The 17,077-nt window shown below is 36.8% G+C and carries 13 protein-coding genes and 1 pseudogene; 8 read left to right on the top strand and 6 right to left on the bottom strand.

The genetic code is table 11. The annotated features are described in order from the left end of the window. A pseudogene (locus ABDJ41_RS18490) lies at positions 1-4,495 on the bottom strand (hypothetical protein); the annotation flags it as partial. A 641-nt stretch (positions 4,496-5,136) separates the two neighbouring features. On the opposite strand from ABDJ41_RS18490, the gene ABDJ41_RS18485 reads away from it, so the two are divergent. Beyond that, complete coding sequence (locus ABDJ41_RS18485; RefSeq protein ID WP_349787570.1) at positions 5,137-5,448, top strand: hypothetical protein; 312 nt, start codon at positions 5,137-5,139, stop codon at positions 5,446-5,448. Positions 5,449-5,534: 86 nt separating this feature from the next. On the opposite strand, the gene ABDJ41_RS18480 is transcribed toward ABDJ41_RS18485, so the two are convergent. Continuing rightward, on the bottom strand, positions 5,535-6,230 hold the full coding sequence (locus ABDJ41_RS18480) for a Crp/Fnr family transcriptional regulator (RefSeq protein ID WP_349787569.1): 696 nt from the start codon (positions 6,228-6,230) through the stop codon (positions 5,535-5,537). A gap of 206 nt (positions 6,231-6,436) precedes the next feature. Here ABDJ41_RS18480 and ABDJ41_RS18475 point away from each other — a divergent pair, with 206 nt between their 5' ends. Next, the gene (locus ABDJ41_RS18475) at positions 6,437-8,164 is read left to right on the top strand and encodes a chloride channel protein (protein ID WP_349787568.1); all 1,728 of its coding nucleotides are present in this window, start codon (positions 6,437-6,439) and stop codon (positions 8,162-8,164) included. Here the strand turns inward: ABDJ41_RS18475 and ABDJ41_RS18470 are convergent. Next, on the bottom strand, positions 8,161-8,601 hold the full coding sequence (locus ABDJ41_RS18470) for an SRPBCC family protein (protein ID WP_349787567.1): 441 nt from the start codon (positions 8,599-8,601) through the stop codon (positions 8,161-8,163). The two genes, ABDJ41_RS18475 and ABDJ41_RS18470, sit on opposite strands and share 4 nt — an antisense overlap. Before the next feature lie 162 nt (positions 8,602-8,763). Between ABDJ41_RS18470 and ABDJ41_RS18465 the strand changes: the two genes are divergently transcribed. After that, positions 8,764-10,179 carry an alanine/glycine:cation symporter family protein gene (locus ABDJ41_RS18465; RefSeq protein ID WP_349787566.1) on the top strand — a complete coding sequence of 472 codons (1,416 nt, stop codon included), beginning with the start codon at positions 8,764-8,766 and terminating at the stop codon, positions 10,177-10,179. 1 nt (position 10,180) lies between these two features. Here the strand turns inward: ABDJ41_RS18465 and xth are convergent, their stop codons facing one another. The 3 genes from xth to ABDJ41_RS18450 form a co-directional block, all read right to left on the bottom strand. After that, a complete protein-coding gene (xth, locus tag ABDJ41_RS18460; protein WP_349787565.1) occupies positions 10,181-10,948 on the bottom strand; it encodes an exodeoxyribonuclease III in 768 nt (255 codons plus the stop codon). Between the two features lie 185 nt (positions 10,949-11,133). Beyond that, entirely contained in the window at positions 11,134-12,117 is a 984-nt protein-coding gene (locus ABDJ41_RS18455; protein WP_349787564.1) for a TerC/Alx family metal homeostasis membrane protein, read from the bottom strand. Between the two features lie 54 nt (positions 12,118-12,171). Further along, positions 12,172-12,696: a helix-turn-helix domain-containing protein gene (locus ABDJ41_RS18450; RefSeq protein ID WP_349787563.1), complete on the bottom strand. Its 525-nt coding sequence runs from the start codon at positions 12,694-12,696 to the stop codon at positions 12,172-12,174. Positions 12,697-12,917: 221 nt separating this feature from the next. Between ABDJ41_RS18450 and ABDJ41_RS18445 the strand changes: the two genes are divergently transcribed. The 5 genes from ABDJ41_RS18445 (at position 12,918) to ABDJ41_RS18425 (ending at position 17,073) form a co-directional block, all read left to right on the top strand. Beyond that, on the top strand, positions 12,918-14,114 hold the full coding sequence (locus ABDJ41_RS18445; RefSeq protein ID WP_349787562.1) for a Bcr/CflA family multidrug efflux MFS transporter: 1,197 nt from the start codon (positions 12,918-12,920) through the stop codon (positions 14,112-14,114). 66 nt (positions 14,115-14,180) lie between these two features. Beyond that, a complete protein-coding gene (locus ABDJ41_RS18440; protein WP_349787561.1) occupies positions 14,181-15,260 on the top strand; it encodes a hypothetical protein in 1,080 nt (359 codons plus the stop codon). Positions 15,261-15,285: 25 nt separating this feature from the next. After that, positions 15,286-15,936, top strand: a complete 651-nt coding sequence (locus ABDJ41_RS18435) for a GIN domain-containing protein (protein ID WP_349787560.1) — start codon at positions 15,286-15,288, stop codon at positions 15,934-15,936. Positions 15,937-15,946: 10 nt separating this feature from the next. Beyond that, on the top strand, positions 15,947-16,510 hold the full coding sequence (locus ABDJ41_RS18430; protein WP_349787559.1) for a DUF4833 domain-containing protein: 564 nt from the start codon (positions 15,947-15,949) through the stop codon (positions 16,508-16,510). After that, positions 16,507-17,073 (top strand): RNA polymerase sigma-70 factor, encoded by a 567-nt coding sequence (locus ABDJ41_RS18425; protein ID WP_349787557.1) that lies wholly within the window; start codon positions 16,507-16,509, stop codon positions 17,071-17,073. The genes ABDJ41_RS18430 and ABDJ41_RS18425 overlap by 4 nt, the downstream gene beginning before the upstream one ends. Positions 17,074-17,077: the final 4 nt, after the last annotated feature.

Here is a 17,077-nt window from a genome sequence, read left to right as displayed (position 1 = left end):
CTAACACTGTAACACCAGCAGAAACCGTATAACATCCATTCGCATCAGTAAATCTAACCGTATACACTCCAGACTCAGTAGCTAGATATTTCTGACTGGTAGCATCAGTAATCAGCACGCCGTCTTTATACCATTGGTTGCCCACAGCTGATGAGGAAGTCAGTTCTACAGAACCGCCATCACAGAAAGTTAACAGGTTTGCATCAACATTAATTGTTGGAGCTGGTGGCAATGGGTTTTCTAACACTGTAACACCAGCAGAAACCGTATAACATCCATTCGCATCAGTAAATCTAACCGTATACACTCCAGACTCAGTAGCTAGATATTTCTGACTGGTAGCATCAGTAATCAGCACGTCGTCTTTGTACCACTGGTTGCCAGTAGCTGATGAGGAAGTCAGTTCCACGGAACCGCCATCGCAGAAAGTTAACAGGCTTGCATCAACATTAATTGTTGGAGCTGGTGGCAATGGATTTTCTAACACTGTAACACCAGCAGAAACCGTATAACATCCATTCGCATCAGTAAACCGAACCGTATACACACCAGACTCAGTAGCTACATATTTCTGACTGGTAGCATCAGTAATCAGCACGCCGTCTTTGTACCACTGGTTGCCAGTAGCTGATGAGGAAGTCAGTTCTACAGAACCGCCATCACAGAAAGTTAACAGGTTTGCATCAACATTAATTGTTGGAGCTGGTGGCAATGGGTTTTCTAACACTGTAACACCAGCAGAAACCGTATAACATCCATTCGTATCGGTAAACCGAACCCTATATACACCAGACTCAGTAGCTACATATTTTTGATCGGTTGCTCCGGTTATTATTGAACCATCTTTATACCATTGGTTGCCAGTACTAGCAGAAGAAGTCAGTTCTACGGAACCTCCATCACAGAAAGTTAACAGGTTTGCATCAACACTAATTGTTGGTGCAGGAGGCAATGGGTTTTCTACTACCGTAACACCGGCAGAAACCGTATAACATCCCTTAGCATCTGTAAACCGAACCGTATATACACCAGACTCAATAGCTACATATTTCTGATCGGTTGCTCCGCTAATTAGCACGCCATCTTTGTACCACTGGTTACCACTAGTAACAGATGAAGTAAGTTCTACTGAACCTCCATCACAGAAAGTTAACAGGTTTGCATCAACATTAATTGTTGGTGCAGGTGGAAGTGGATTTTCCACTACCGTAACATCAGCAGAAACCGTATAACATCCATTGGCATCTGTAAACCGAACAGTATACACACCAGACTCAGTAGCAACGTATTTCTGACTGGTAGCATCAGTAATCAGCGCACCATCTTTGTACCATTGGTTACCAGTACTAGTAGAAGAAGTCAGTTCCACGGAACCGCCATCGCAGAACGTTAATTTATCCTGATCAACGGTGATCGTTTGCAATGGTAGAGGAGTCAAAATTTCTACAGTTACACGATCAGAACTCTTTTCACAACCAATTGCATTCGTAATAATAACTGAATATTCACCAGATTCTTCTGCAATATATTCCTGATCAATTGCCCCGACTATATCCTGACCGTCCTTAATCCATTGATACATAGCCCCAAGTCCTGTTGTAAGTTTCACCTTATTGCCAGCACAAACAACTAAATCATCATGATTAATTACTGGCTTAGGAAAAAGCACAAGATTAACTACCTTCGGATCAGACTTTACACTCCAACAGCCAGACTCATTTTTAATAGCAAGCGTATAAGTACCATGCTCAAAAATCACCAGCCTATAGCTATTTTCATTTGGAATAAGCACACCATTAAAATACCATTGATAACCTTTTGCATCCACAGGATCAGCAGTAAGCAAAACACTTCCATCTTCACAGATATTCCTTGTACCCGCTATTACAGGTTTACTAGGAATATCGTTTACCGTCAAGATTGCGACATCAGATATTGTTAAACAACCCGATGCCGAAGAAACAATAACCCTGATCCTTTTTCCATTATAAGTCAAAGGAGCTCCAGAAATATTTAATGTTGATGTAGTTGAACCTGTAATATTCCCTGTATCATTAAAATTCTTCCAGATGTTAGCTTCTTCATACTGCCATTGAAAAGTATCAGTAGAAGCAGATTCAATAGTAAAAGCCGCGGCTTGTCCTACACAAACTGATGTTGCCTGTGGCTGGTTAATTATAGCAGGAAGCGGATTAACCCTTATAACAGCAGTCGTGGTTTCTTTTTCACTATCCTGCGTACCTAAAATAAAACTGTAAATACCCGCTGCATTATATGCACCAGTCACCGTTAAGGTTTTACTTACCAGATTCTCATTCTTAACTAGTGGCAATATGTTGCCAATAATTTTACCTGAAGTCCCCCCCATAGAGAATATATATTCAATTGGGCTTATTTCCGCATTCAAACAGACTTCCTGTGGATTTAAGGTATTATATTTAATATTATTACAATTCTCTATACCGGTTCCATTTAAACATTCGGAATGAGGATCTATTGGCTTAGCAGAATTGGGATTAGTCGCATCCGGATCCGTGACATCAGCTGGTCTTAAAATACTAGCTTCTACAGGAAGTAATTGGTTAAAAAGTGTCGCATTTACTTTTCCAGTAATAACAAATTCTACAACTGCCTGATTAGATAAATTTAACAAGCTCAAATAGCTTTCTAATGTAGGATTAGTATTTTTTACGACTGCAGTACCATTTGAAACTATATAGGATACGGTATTGATTACAAATCCCGCAGGAGTTTTAAAATTGAACAATGCGTCTTCAACAGCACTGGGGCCATCATTTTTAACCAGAATGGTATAAGTCAACTCTTGATCAGAATAATATTTAGATACATTAGTCCTAATACTTTCAATCATTAAATCGGCAGTTTTAATCACCATATCTATGGCTTGCGACTCTTCACTTCCCTGAATATATGTCCAGGTATCAATTGATCTGCCATTACCAAAGCTAGTGCTTGCAGCATTATCAACATAAGCACCCCATTTATGCCCATTTACCCTACTTGATCTTCCCTCTACGGCATTACTAAATGGATCAGGTATACCTGGTCCAATTTTATCAACACCTGTATCATCCCAATAAACCCTATCACTATACTCTCCTTCATCAGTAGAAAGAGTCTTCAAATTATAATCCAGTGTATTATCGGTTAATTCTATTATTATCCCCTGGGGATTTACTTCCATATCGATATATGGAAAATGGACTTCCGCCGATTGCAATTTTGTTTTAATCTGACCTACTGGAGTTCCCGCTGGTATAAATACGCCATTTCCATCTTTACCATCCCAAAATACAGTGTTAGCCCCAAAACTAGCGACCCCGATTATAACCCTGTCCGCACCAGAAGGAACTGGAATAGTGATTCTATATGTACCGATAGAACTTGAAGTAAAAGTAATATTTGCCCCTTTATTACTAACCTGACCAACTGTACCTTCTTTTCCAATAACCTTTATATTACTAATTTCAGGTAAAACAGCAGCATTTTTTAACCAGGTTGAATAAGTTGGGTTTCCAGCAACATGAAGTGGCGCGCTGGCAGGCAAATCCTTATTAGGTTTATTGTAAAAAATCTTATGTGTTACATTTTTACCATCATCTAACGACCGTGGATCATGCACATATTGAATAATATCATTGGGTTCTGATCCATTTAAACTTCGATAAGTCGGAACAGAATTAACTGCAAAGCCATTGCTATTGGAGAAAAAAGTAAAACCAACACCATTATTACCATTTGTTTGGACCCTATATGCTCTTCCATCTTTTGTAAGAATATAATGAGTAGCATAATAGGATTTATTACTTGTGAATGAATCAGAATTCACTAAAAGGTTAAGCACATTTGTATAAACCCTTCCTGTATGCCAATCTAAACCATTGCGTACAGACACATCCCATGCCGCAATCACATTTATATTAACTTTAGTCTGATCCCATTTTTCTAAACCTAAATCTTTAGGTACATCAAATAATCCATCTCCGGTTATTCCTCCCGGAGCATAAAAATCAACACGCCATACTCCAGTCTCATCTACTGAAACATTGTAAGGTTTAAACATTTTTCCAACAGCACCACTACCATTATATGGTCCTGCCAGTTCTGCCTCTCTATCAACTATATGCCCAGCAGTTTTGCTACCAACCGTAGATGTATAAACATCTCCATCAGGACTTGTAATTCTAATATAACCACCACTGACACCTTGTGCACTAGAACCAACAGCAATCGTCTCACCATTTATAGCATACACATAATGAGTACCTGTAGTTTTGAAAGGCCAGGAAGCGATATGTTGAGTATTCGTATTACAATATAGAAAAGCCCTGCTTCCTTTTGTTTGAGTTGCCGGATACAAATCCTTACTACCCTCTGCCTTTACTTTAAAAGAGATAAAGACCAAAAAAAGTAGCCCCAGCAAACAACTTACTTTGAGATCAGTTATAATATCAATTCTGAGCGCTTTTCGCATAGTAAGTGATCACACAAATTTCTTTTAAATAAAATAAGATTTACACTTGCAAAATAATCAGAATTTATGTCATTTTTCAAAAATAATGAACAAAAAGAACACGAATTAATAATAATCGAGCCAAAAAATAATTACAGACACAAAAACATCATTAAAACACAAATAAAAGCATATTTATAAATTAAAATTCAAAACACTAAATTAACACATCAAAAAATAATGTGTATTTTTGAGTAAAAAATTACCCACAATGAGCAATAAACAATTAAATAATTCAAATAAATAATTATGCCAATAATACAAATCATTAATAAAAACGGACTAAGATCATCAACAATAAAACTTAACATCCTTAAAATTTAGCTAATAACAAATCTAAAAAACAATAATTACACTATAAAGAAATAACAATATAACAGAATCTATATACATACTGGGAGCATTTTAGCACAAATAGTATACAGATAGATAAATGCTTAATGACGCAACATATTGTAGAGATACTCTACAATTTCAAATAGACAACAAAAAACATAAATAACTGAAAAACAACAAGATATAAATAAAAATAATTCAGGCACGGTTATCAACTATAGCTTATTCATAATTAACATGAATTTTAACAATTGAAAACGAATATTATGAAAAAGATCATTTTATCAGCAGCATTTTTAGCCGTAGCAGGATTAACCTCAGTAAAAGCAAGTGAAATTAAAAACCCTATTGAGGTTATCGCATATCAAGACAGTACTACAAAAACTCCAGTTGAGTTAAAAGATCTTCCAGAGCCAGTTAAAGAGGCTTTAAAAGCAGATACAGTTAAAGAATGGACTCCAACAGCTGCATTTTTAGTTACTAATGCAGACAAAACAGAATACTACTTGATCAATGTGAAAAAAGGAGAAGAAACAGGTTCTCTTAAAATTGACAAAGATGGTAAAGTAGTTCAATAATTGGAATTAGCACATATCCAGATAAAAGAGGCAGTATCATTCACTTCACATGATGCTGCCTCTTTTTACTTAACAACAACTAATCATTAAATATTATCGTTGATAACAATCCGCGTCAACTCCCCTTCATTTATTATTTTAATTTTTCTGCCAGTTATAGTTAAAGTATTGTGTTTCGCAAAATCATTCAATACCTTAAATAAGGTTTCATAAGTTGTACCAGCAAACGACGATAAATCCTGTCTGCTCATTTCAACATTAATAATCCCATTTTCATCTAGTCCAAACTGTTGTTTTAGAGAAATAAAAGATTGGGCAATTCTAGCTTTCACGGACATATGAGCAAGATCACGCATTCGTCTATGGGAATTCTGCAGTTCATTGGCATAAAATCTCATAAGTTCATATGTAAGATTTGTATTCACTCTAAGCGTACTTTCAAAAAAAGGAATATCCAAAAAGCAAACTATAGCTGATTCAATAGCTGTTGCTGAAACAGGATACAAACGCTCCTCCCCTAAGCCCATATGTCCTACTATATCTCCTGATCTTGCAAAACGAATAATCAGCTCTTTTTCTTTATCCCAACGCTTATGTACTTTAAAAGTCCCCTCATACACAAAGTAGATTCCACTAACAGCATCCCCCTCAGTAAAAAGCAATTCACCTTTTTTTACTTCAAAATTTCGCTTTTTAACGGCAAGAGCCGGTAGCCATTCAGGCAAACAAAGCTTACATAAAAAACATTTATTAAGATCACAAAGATTACTGCATTCTTTCATTCTTCAAATATGCAAAATTAAGACGGCCTGCCAAATCTCCGGATCAAAACACAAATAATATTGCTAAAACAATATAAAAAAATATATATTAAATAATTAAATGTAAAAAAACATATTATATACAATATTATTATTTCAAATACCAACTCCAAAACTTACCTTTGCGATTTATTACTCTACTTGTAAAGTTTAAAAGATATACACTGATGAAATCATCAAAAAATAGTATTCCCATTGCTCCCTCACTACCCAGTCTAATACCCGCCACTCCAAATGGCAAGAAGGAAATCTTATTAAAAAAGCGACTGCTTCAAATATCTCTGTTATCTATTGCCGTTGCAATGTTAATCAGCATCATTGCTAAAGGATTGGTCTTACTGATTAATCTCGTTACTAATATATGTTTTTACGGGACTTTTACTTTTACATTTAGCAGCCCTGCGGATAATCAACTCGGCCTGCTGGTTATTATACTACCCGCTATAGGTGGAATTTTGGTTGGTTTAATGGCCCTATTTGGATCCAAAGCCATTAGAGGACATGGTATACCTGAAGCTATGGAACAAGTCCTGATCAACCAGAGTAAAATCAAACCATCTATTGCATTTTTAAAACCCATATCTTCAGCTATAGCAATTGGATCAGGAGGCCCTTTTGGTGCTGAGGGTCCCATAATAGCTACTGGTGGTGCACTGGGTTCTACAATAGGACAATTATTTAAAATTACCTCTAATGAGCGTAAAATCATTCTTGCTGCAGGTGCAACAGCTGGAATGTCTGCCATATTTGGCACACCGATAGCAGCCGTTTTCCTTGCTATTGAATTGTTATTATTTGAATTCTCGCCAAAAGCGATTTTACCGGTAGCATTAGCTTGTATTACAGGAGCAGCAGGGCATCAGTTACTTTTTGAAACAGGACCTGTATTTCCTATGCCAGACCTTGAAAGCCCTACCAACCTTGCCCTTGCAATTTATAGTGGAATGGGTATTCTTATAGGATTTATGTCATTAGGACTTACCAAAGTAGTATACTGGATTGAAGACACTTTTGAAAAGCTTCCTATACATTGGATGTGGTGGCCTGCAATAGGTGGTCTTGCTGTAGGTATCATTGGATTTTTCGCACCCCATACACTCGGTGTGGGCTATGAAAATATCATCAGTATGCTTTCAGGAAAAGCTACTCTTGCATTAATGCTCAGTTTATGCTTCTTTAAGTTTCTATCCTGGGCAATAGCTTTAGGAAGTGGCACATCAGGAGGTACCCTGGCACCATTATTAACAATCGGCGGAGCAGCAGGTGCTTTATTTGGAACTTGTATACTTATGTTCTTCCCCCAATCTGAAATCAGCATCCCTATGGCTGCACTTATTGGTATGTCTTCCATGTTCGCTGGTGCTTCAAGGGCCTACTTAACCAGTATCACCTTTGCTTTGGAAGCTACCATGCAGTCTCATGCTTTATTACCCCTGCTTGGAGCATGTACAGCCTCTTACTTAGTATCCTTTTTCTTCATGGAAAATACTATCATGACAGAAAAAATAGCTAGAAGAGGTATCTATACACCTGACGCTTATGAACCGGATATCCTTCGCAGAGTCACAGTTTCACAGGTTCTGGGAAAAATCAACACCGTCCAGAAGCAAATTACAAATGAACTCTTAAAAAGAGAAATCCCTATTTTAAAACCTAATGACCCTCTATCCAAAGCAGTCGAGCTAATGGCCTCAAGTGGAGAAGAACATTTACCAGTTGTCCTGACTGAAGATTCAAATGAAATTATCGGTTTGCTCACCTATAAAGATATTCTCTATGCCTATAAATTATATCACAAAGAAAACCAGGAAGCAGGTATTAACCTCTCGCTTAAAAGACAACGCTTAAAAATGATGATCAGAAGTCGTAAGCTGATGGACAAAACAAAAAGTTAGAGTATCTTATCTAAAGCTGTCAGCATTTTCATCCAGGAATCTTTAGAACCTTCTATAAAATGTTCCCATTCTGATGGCATTTCATGGGTAAGTGTAAGTTCAGTCCCTGTGGATGTGGGTATAATATCAATAACTACACGAGAATTATCTGGTAAATCTTGTTTAATAGCCCAGGTAAAAACGAGTCTCAAAGGTCTTTCTAACTCTGTGTATTCTCCTATATGATCAATTTCTACATCCTGTCTGCGAACAATATATGAAAATGACCCACCCTTTTTTGCTTCAGTCTTAAGACTTACAATCTCTTCATCTCTCACTTCTGGTCCAAACATAAATCGTCCAATCATAAAGGTATCCAGCCATGCATCAAAAACATCTTCAGCAGGCACAGAAAAATGGTAAGTTACAGTTGCATGAACAGGCAGTTCAGTATTCATAATATAGTAGTTTTAATGTTAAACAAATATAATCCATTGTTGTTTTTACTTTAACAATCCCCCGGTACTACTCTCATCATAGGCATTAGTAATTCCTGGTTCTTAAATCAACATTCTATTATTCTTATAAAAGGTTTAGAAAAATTTGCGTTATTTTAACCCATGGAAGAAATCATTAGCAAAGTAAACGATTTGATCTGGAGTAACGCACTCATTTTGCTCTGTATGGGCACAGGCATCTATTTCTCAGTTGTTACACGTTTTGTGCAACTCCGCTACTTAAAAGAAATGATTGCTTTGCTTTTTGGCGGATCAGGTTCATCCAAAGGTGTAAGCTCTTTTCAAGCATTTGCCATTGCTATTTCTGGCCGTATTGGTACTGGAAATATAGCGGGAGTAGCAACAGCTATTGCTATGGGCGGCCCAGGAGCAGTATTCTGGATGTGGTTAATTGCCTTTCTAGGGAGTGCATCTGCATTTATTGAAGCGACATTAGGTCAGATTTACAAACAGGTAAACAATGGACAATATCGTGGTGGGCCCGCTTTCTATATTGAAAAGGGATTAGGTATAAAATGGTATGCCATTGTATTTGCTGTAGCCACTATATTAAGTACAGCATTATTTTTACCTGGAGTTCAAAGTAATAGCATTGCTTTGAGTATGAACAATGCATTCCAAATACCTGTTGCCTATACGGGAGCTGCAGTGGCCATATTATTAGGATTAATCATTTTTGGTGGTGTTAAACGTATTGGTAAAGTAGCTGAAATAGTCGTTCCTTTTATGGCTGGTGCATACATCTTAATGGCTGTTATCATTATGTTTATGCATGTACAGCAAATCCCATCCGTGCTAATGCTTATCATTGAATCGGCTTTCAAACTGGAACCAGCATTTGCAGGAGTTTTTGGTATGGCTATAGCCTGGGGTATAAAAAGAGGGATATATTCAAATGAAGCTGGCCAGGGAACCGCCCCTCACGCCGCAGCAGCTGCAGAAGTTAGCCATCCTGTAAAACAAGGCCTTGTGCAGGCATTTTCAGTGTATGTAGATACACTTTTTGTTTGTACTGCAACTGCTTTCATGATCCTGTTTACTGGTCAATATAACGTTATAAATCCTAATGGAGGTTTTATAGTAGAGAATCTGCCTGGTGCAGAGATAGGTGCAGAATATACTCAGTACGCAGTAAATTCTCATTTTCCATCTCTGGGAGCTGGCTTTGTGGCTATATCTCTATTATTTTTTGCTTTTACGACCATCATGGCCTATTATTATATTGCAGAGACCAATCTCAGTTATCTGGATAAAAAAGGTAGAAAATGGGCAGTATGGGCACTCAGAATTCTGATATTAATCGCAACTTTTTACGGTTCAGTTAAAACCGCAGAAGCCGCATGGACATTGGGAGATATCGGCGTAGGTGTAATGGCATGGTTAAACGTAATTGCTATCTTGTTACTCCGAAAACCTGCACTAAAAGCTTTTAAAGACTACCAGGAACAGAGAAGAGCTGGCAAGGATCCTGCATTTAATGCTGAAGCATGTGATATTAAAAATACACAAGAGTGGTAAATCATACCACAATCCACACAGGGGTATGATCGCTAGAATGCGCCCAGCCCCGTACGTCTTTGTCAACAACCGCATACTGTAATCTACTTTCTAAAATCGGATTTAATAAGAAATGATCCAGTCGTAAGCCTGCGTTTCTACCATAAGCATTACGTAAATAATCCCAGAAGGTATAAATATGTTCATCCGGATGTAATTTACGAATAGCATCCGTCCATCCTTGCTTTAACAATTTCTCAAATAGCTGTCTGACTTCAGGTCTGAACAATGCATTGTCAACATATTTTTCAGGCTTGTAAGTATCCAATTCAGTAGGCATAATATTATAATCACCAATCAGGGCTACCGGCACATCAAAAGATTGCAGCTTGTCTGCATGAGCAATCAATCTTTCTATCCATTTAAGTTTATAATCGAACTTAGGTCCGGGAAAGGGATTCCCATTAGGGAGATACAAACAACCAATCACTACATCATTTATAAATGCTTCAATATATCGACTATGTAAATCTTCTGGATCTCCATTAAGCCCTCTTCTTGTTTCCTGAATTTCTCCATATCTGGATAATATCGCAACCCCATTCCAACTTTTCTGCCCATGCCAGATAGAATGATAGCCAGCATCCAACAGCGATTGTTCCGGAAATCTGTCGTCGGGTGCTTTCAGCTCCTGCAAACAAACTACATCAGGCGAAGCTTCTTTCAACCATCTTAACAGGTTCTCTAAACGTGCATTTATCCCGTTGATATTATAAGTTGCAATCTTCATAATTATTGTTGATGTAAACGTTAAACACAAGATCAATCAAAAGGTTTACAAAATTCATACTCGTAATATTCTCCGGGAATAAAAGTCGTTTCCTGGAATTCCGTAAAAGTACTGTAGAAGCTCCTATCATAAAAAAGGCTAGCTTTTTAAGCTAGCCCGGAATATATAAATTGGCACTTGATGAATTATGCCGCTTCCTTTCGCGAAAAAATAAGTGAAGCAATAACCGAAAGCACCAACACTCCTCCTACTATTGATAATGATAAAGGAGAAGATATATGATAAAGTGGAGATATCACCATTTTAATACCTATAAATGTTAATATAATTGCCAGCCCGTATTTTAATAGACTGAACATATAAATGAAATTTGCCAATAGAAAATAAAGTGCCCTTAATCCCAGAATAGCAAATATATTAGAAGTATATAAAATCATTGGATCATCTGGTGCTATAGCAAAAATGGCAGGTATCGAATCTACAGCAAACAATAAATCGGTAAATTCAATTACGGCAACCACAACCAATAAAGGAGTAGCCATTTTAACCCCATTTTCTACAGTAAAGAACTTTTCTCCATCAAAATTTTTGCTCACCTTAAAAAACTTATAGATTAGTTTCGCTCCGGCATTTTTTGTGTAATCCTTATGTTCATCTTCCTCAGAATGTCCTGACCAGGACTTTATACCGGCATAAATCAAGAATAAACCAAATAAGAATAAAACCACATTAATCTGCAGGGTATGTCCAAACAATACCATTTCAGGCAGATAGGTAAGATTAATAAGTCCAACACCAGCAAAAATAAAAATTGCCCTAAATACTAAAGCACCAATTATACCCCAGAACAAGACTTTATGATGTAATTCTTTAGGAACCTTAAAAAAACCGAATACCAGAATAAATACAAACAGATTATCAACCGACAATGCCTTTTCTATCCAATATGCAGATTGAAACTGCGTAAATTTTTCAAATCCCGAAGTCATATAAATGACACCACTAAATCCCATCGAAAGTGTAATCCAAACTACTGACCAGATTGCAGCTTCCTTACTGGTTACCGCATGAACTTTTTTATTAAAAACGCCCAAATCCAAAAGGAGCATTCCTATTACTACTACTGCAAAACCGGTGAGCACACCGGGATGATTAATCAAATTATCCATTCTTATATATAAAATTTATTTTTAAGGTACAGTCGAAAAATGTCCAAAGCGGAATTATTTAATTTTATCTAATGGTTTACGACTGTTTATCGCTAATGACTTGTATTTACTGGGCGTAAAGCCAGTAAGCGATTTAAATTGAGTTGACAAATGTGCACTACTGCTATAGCCCATTTTGTAGGCGATTTCATTCAAATTCAACTCTCCATATTCCATAAGCTCTTTAACGCGCTCAATTTTTTGCTGAATAATATACTTTTCAATGGTCAGTCCTTCTACTTCTGAAAACTGACGACTCAAATAAGCATAATCTTTATTTAGTTTATCGGCAATTTGTTTTGTTAAGCTATTTTCTATCTCATTAAGATCTGAATAATGTACCAATTCAATCACCTGGTTTTTAATCTGTTCAACCAACTGGTCTTTTTCTTTATCCAAAAGTTCGAAACCAAGTGACTGTAAGGAGTCACCAATTTTTTGCAACTGTTCTTCAGTAGGTTCTGGAGCAACCTCTATCTTACCTAAGGAGATTTCATTAACTTTTAAACCGAAAGCTTCTAATTGTTGTTTTACAATCATAATGCAACGGTCACAAACCATATTCTTAACATATAACATACACAAAGATAAAGCAATTCTAATCCATCTATCCTATTCCCTGTCAAAAATCCCGCAACAATTCTTATACAATATTTTCTGCCTTGAACGCATCTAGTTCACAATTATTATCTTTGCATATCTTCACATGCCTGACCATCTTTTTTCAGGCTTAAATTTGTGCTGAATCATAAAAAAACAAAATGACTCAAAAAAAATACTTTGGTCTGATTTTAATATTAGGATCACTTACCGCACTTGGTCCTTTTTCTATTGATATGTACCTACCTGGATTCCCTGCAATTGCAGATGATCTAAATACCAGTACAGCAAGTGTAGCATTGTCTTTATCCAGTTATTTCATAGGTATCTCGGCTGGACAGCTATTATACGGCCCTCTTCTGGACAAATTTGGAAGAAAAAAACCATTATTCATTGGTCTGCTTGTTTACATTCTGGCTTCGGCAGGTTGTGCTTTTGCAAACAGCATTGACGCACTGATCGGTTTAAGATTTATACAGGCACTAGGTAGCTGTGCAGCTACCGTGGCCTCTGTTGCTATGGTGCGCGATCTGTTCCCCGTAAAAGACAATGCCAAAGTTTTCGCCCTACTGATGCTCGTATTAGGCGTTTCACCAATGATTGCTCCAACCCTTGGTGGATATGTAACTGTTGCTTTCGGCTGGCATACCATATTTTTAGTTCTTCTTGGTTTAGGAGTGTTTAACTTAATTGCAAGCTGGCTCTGGTTACCAAATAGCTACAAACCTGATGCAAACCTTTCCTTGAAACCTAAACCTATCATTAATGGCTTTTGGACGGTATTTAAGACTCCTCAATTTTATACTTATGCACTTACAGGTGCCTTGGCTTTTTCAGGTTTATTTGCTTACATATCTGGTTCCCCACTTATTTTCATGGAGATATTCCATGTGAGCGAAGAAACTTATGGATGGATTTTCGCTCTCCTATCTATAGGATTTATTGGTTCAAGCCAGATCAACACATTGTTACTAAGAAGATATACAAGTCAGCAATTAATTTATGCAGCATTAATTACCCAAACCATTACTGCTCTTTTATTTTTGATAGCTAGTATTAATGGATGGCTTGGCTTATATGAAACTACTGCATTACTTTTTATTTTCCTTTGCTGCCTTGGTTTTGTAAGCCCAAATGCATCTGCTCTCTCTCTCTTGCCTTTTTCAAAAAATGCTGGAACTGCTTCAGCATTAATGGGTGCAATTCAAATGGGAATTGGAGCATTGGCTTCAGTAGGCGTAAGCTTGTTTAACGTTAAATCGGCAGTACCTACTGTTAGTATAATGGCCTTATCTTCTATTCTTGCTATTGCAATCTTATATTTTGGTAAACGAAAAATAGCTAGCCTGCCCGCTTAATTTTTATTTTTCACCAACGTAGGGGTAAAGCTTCATCTCGTTGTCCTATTTTAAAATAAGACAAAAATGAACTTTACATTTCTAAAAACTAACACTAGCCGAAAGGCCTTAAAAATCACAACATGCCTCCTGCTCTCCTTACTGGCTTCCAATTTATTTGCCCAGGAAGATAAAACAGTTTCATCCCATAAACTGCATTTTGGACTAATCTATCCAGTAAGTAGCAATGGTACACATGCACCATTAGATACTAACGACTTCTCATTCCATTTGATTGCGGGTATATCCGCAGCAGAAAGAGGTGTTGCATTTGCCGGCCTGTCTAATGTTGTTCGAAATGATACTAAAGGTTTTCTTTTAGCTGGATTCTCAAACCATATTGGGAAACAAGCTAATGGCGGACTTTTCTCTGGCTTCCTAAACACTTATAAAGGGGGGCAGGTATTTGCTCTGGGTGGATTTGCAAATATCTCCCCTGGAAACATTCAAGGAGCTCAATTCTCAGGTTTTATGAATCTTGCAGCTCATGCAAAAGGTTCTCAATTCGCAGGTTTCATCAATAAAGCAAAAGATGTAAATGGCGCACAGATCGCTGGCTTTATCAATATCGCAAAAAAAGTAAAAGGTGTGCAATTTGCAGGTTTTATGAATGTGGCCGACAGCAGTGATTATCCAATTGGGATTATTAATCTGGTAAAAAACGGTGAAAAAAGCATCAGTCTTACTACAGATGAAACCCTTACTACTCTACTCTCTTTCCGTTCTGGTGGAAGAGTGCTATATGGTATCATAGGCTTAGGTTACAATTTCAAAAATGCTGATGAAGTATATGCCTTTGAAGCAGGTTTAGGAGCACATTTATTCAAATCCAACTCATTCAGATTAAATGCTGAAGTATCAGGTGTTGGCTTAGAGAGTTTTAAAGCTGGTGAGTATATGAAGACATCACTTAGATTATTGCCAGCATTAAAAATCAGTAAAAACCTGGAAATTTTTGGTGGCCCATCCTTCAACTACCTAAATACCACCACTGCAGAAGGACGCAGTTTAAACAAAAAGTATGTCACTAGTTGGGAAAACAAATGGGGAAATAATTTCCAGGCACTTTACATAGGCTATAGTGGTGGACTTCAATATATATTTTAACATCAGATCATTAAAAAACATAGTTATGAGATTTTTATTATTAATTACATGTATAAGCATCCTATTTATCGGATGTTCAAAAGACAGGTTAACAGCTAGTGGGGATAAAACAACTGACATCCGTTTTCCAGGAGAATTTACAGGAATCAACACCAGTGGATCAACTCCAGTTCAAATCACTTACGGCACCGAATTCAAAGTAGAACTTAGGGGTTCTGACAATCTTATACCCTATTTCAAAACCAATATTATTAACGGCACATTATATTTAGGTTATGAAAATGCAAATGTACAACATGATGATATTGAAGTATTCCTAACACTTCCTGTTATCAGAAAAGCAGCACTTAGCGGTAGTGGAAAGATAAATATTGAAGGTGATTTTCCTTCCATAAACGAACTAAAGGTCTCTATCAGTGGTTCAGGTGATGTTTTAGTTAAAGATGCATTCGAAGCAACAAAAATACTGGTAAATATATCCGGCTCTGGAAAAGCAGATTTATTAAAAGTGGTCGCTGAACAGGCCGATGTGGATATATCTGGCAGTGGCAATGCCAGCTTAACTATACAGGATAAATTAAGAGTAGAAATAAGCGGAAGTGGAAAGGTTTATTATAATGGTAGTCCGGATGTTGATGCAGATATAAGCGGCTCTGGAAAAGTGATAAAGTTATAAAAATCATAACATGGTATTAGCTCAAGTCCTGCTGCAGCGTCTGTTGATCAGTTTTACAATAATCTTACTCCTCAACCAGACCTCATATTCACAAAATGGAATGGACCACACCACATTGCCTACTCCAAAAAGCTGCAATATGCTGTTCTTCCTGCAACGTGATCCTGATGCTAATACTGTGGTTTATGAATTAAATTTTAACAGTGATGGCACATTAAAGAAAAATGCGCCCATTAAGGGTTCATGGATTAGATATGAAGAAAAACAGAAGTTTAAAGAATTGACAGCCATTGAACAGAAATTTGCTTATGGCATATTATCTAAACTGATTGCTGATGATGAGTATGAGATCAGACTTGTTGCCTATAAAAAAATGCCTATGTACTTAAAAAAGTCTGAAACAGATCAAAAATACCATATTTACATTAAGGATGAAGGAAAAGACCTCCTTTTAAAAAGAGTATTTGTAAGAGTAAATGGTGGTAGCTTTTGGTTTCCAAAGGTTCAATACATAGATTTGATCGCAACTAACAGCATCACCGGAATGGAGATTTTAAAAAGAATAAAGACATGAATCCCACACATCTGTTTTATGATGACCGGGCTTTTGAACAATTATTTAAAGACCATTTTAAAGCCCTTCACGCTTATGCCTCTGTTATTTTAAAAGATGAAGATGATGCGGAAGAAATAGTGCAAAATATGTTCTTAAAATTCTGGGAAAAAAGAGAATTACTTGATGTGCAAAGTTCTATAAAAGCCTATCTGTATAAATCTGTATATCATGATAGTCTTAACCTTTTAAAACACCAGAAAATTAAAACAAAATACCAGGATTTTGCATCCTATTCCATGAATAAACAACACTTACCTGCTTCATCAAGAATCGAAATGACAGAGCTGGAATATAACCTTAGTCTTGCACTTAATGAGCTACCAGAGCAATGTCGCACTATATTCCAGATGAGCAGGTTTGAAGAACTCAAATACAGAGAGATAGCTGATCGCATGGGCTTATCTGTTAAAACAATAGAAAATCAGATGGGTAAGGCTCTTAGAATATTACGTTTAGAATTGGCCGACTTCCTTTCGCTCATTTTATTAGGTCTGATGTATTATAAGGATTATTTTAATTAAGAAT

Origin of the sequence: Pedobacter sp. ASV1-7, from assembly GCF_040203335.1 — a bacterium.
GTDB lineage: Bacteria > Bacteroidota > Bacteroidia > Sphingobacteriales > Sphingobacteriaceae > Pedobacter.
This window is presented reverse-complemented; position numbering and strand designations above follow the sequence as displayed.

Coding starts and splice junctions, on each gene's coding strand:
- xth (WP_349787565.1), bottom strand. CDS start 10,948: ATGAAGATTGCAACTTATAATATCAACGGGATAAATGCACGTTTAGAG.
- ABDJ41_RS18475 (WP_349787568.1), top strand. CDS start 6,437: ATGAAATCATCAAAAAATAGTATTCCCATTGCTCCCTCACTACCCAGT.
- ABDJ41_RS18480 (WP_349787569.1), bottom strand. CDS start 6,230: ATGAAAGAATGCAGTAATCTTTGTGATCTTAATAAATGTTTTTTATGT.
- ABDJ41_RS18425 (WP_349787557.1), top strand. CDS start 16,507: ATGAATCCCACACATCTGTTTTATGATGACCGGGCTTTTGAACAATTA.
- ABDJ41_RS18470 (WP_349787567.1), bottom strand. CDS start 8,601: ATGAATACTGAACTGCCTGTTCATGCAACTGTAACTTACCATTTTTCT.
- ABDJ41_RS18440 (WP_349787561.1), top strand. CDS start 14,181: ATGAACTTTACATTTCTAAAAACTAACACTAGCCGAAAGGCCTTAAAA.
- ABDJ41_RS18465 (WP_349787566.1), top strand. CDS start 8,764: ATGGAAGAAATCATTAGCAAAGTAAACGATTTGATCTGGAGTAACGCA.
- ABDJ41_RS18455 (WP_349787564.1), bottom strand. CDS start 12,117: ATGGATAATTTGATTAATCATCCCGGTGTGCTCACCGGTTTTGCAGTA.
- ABDJ41_RS18445 (WP_349787562.1), top strand. CDS start 12,918: ATGACTCAAAAAAAATACTTTGGTCTGATTTTAATATTAGGATCACTT.
- ABDJ41_RS18485 (WP_349787570.1), top strand. CDS start 5,137: ATGAAAAAGATCATTTTATCAGCAGCATTTTTAGCCGTAGCAGGATTA.
- ABDJ41_RS18435 (WP_349787560.1), top strand. CDS start 15,286: ATGAGATTTTTATTATTAATTACATGTATAAGCATCCTATTTATCGGA.
- ABDJ41_RS18430 (WP_349787559.1), top strand. CDS start 15,947: ATGGTATTAGCTCAAGTCCTGCTGCAGCGTCTGTTGATCAGTTTTACA.
- ABDJ41_RS18450 (WP_349787563.1), bottom strand. CDS start 12,696: ATGATTGTAAAACAACAATTAGAAGCTTTCGGTTTAAAAGTTAATGAA.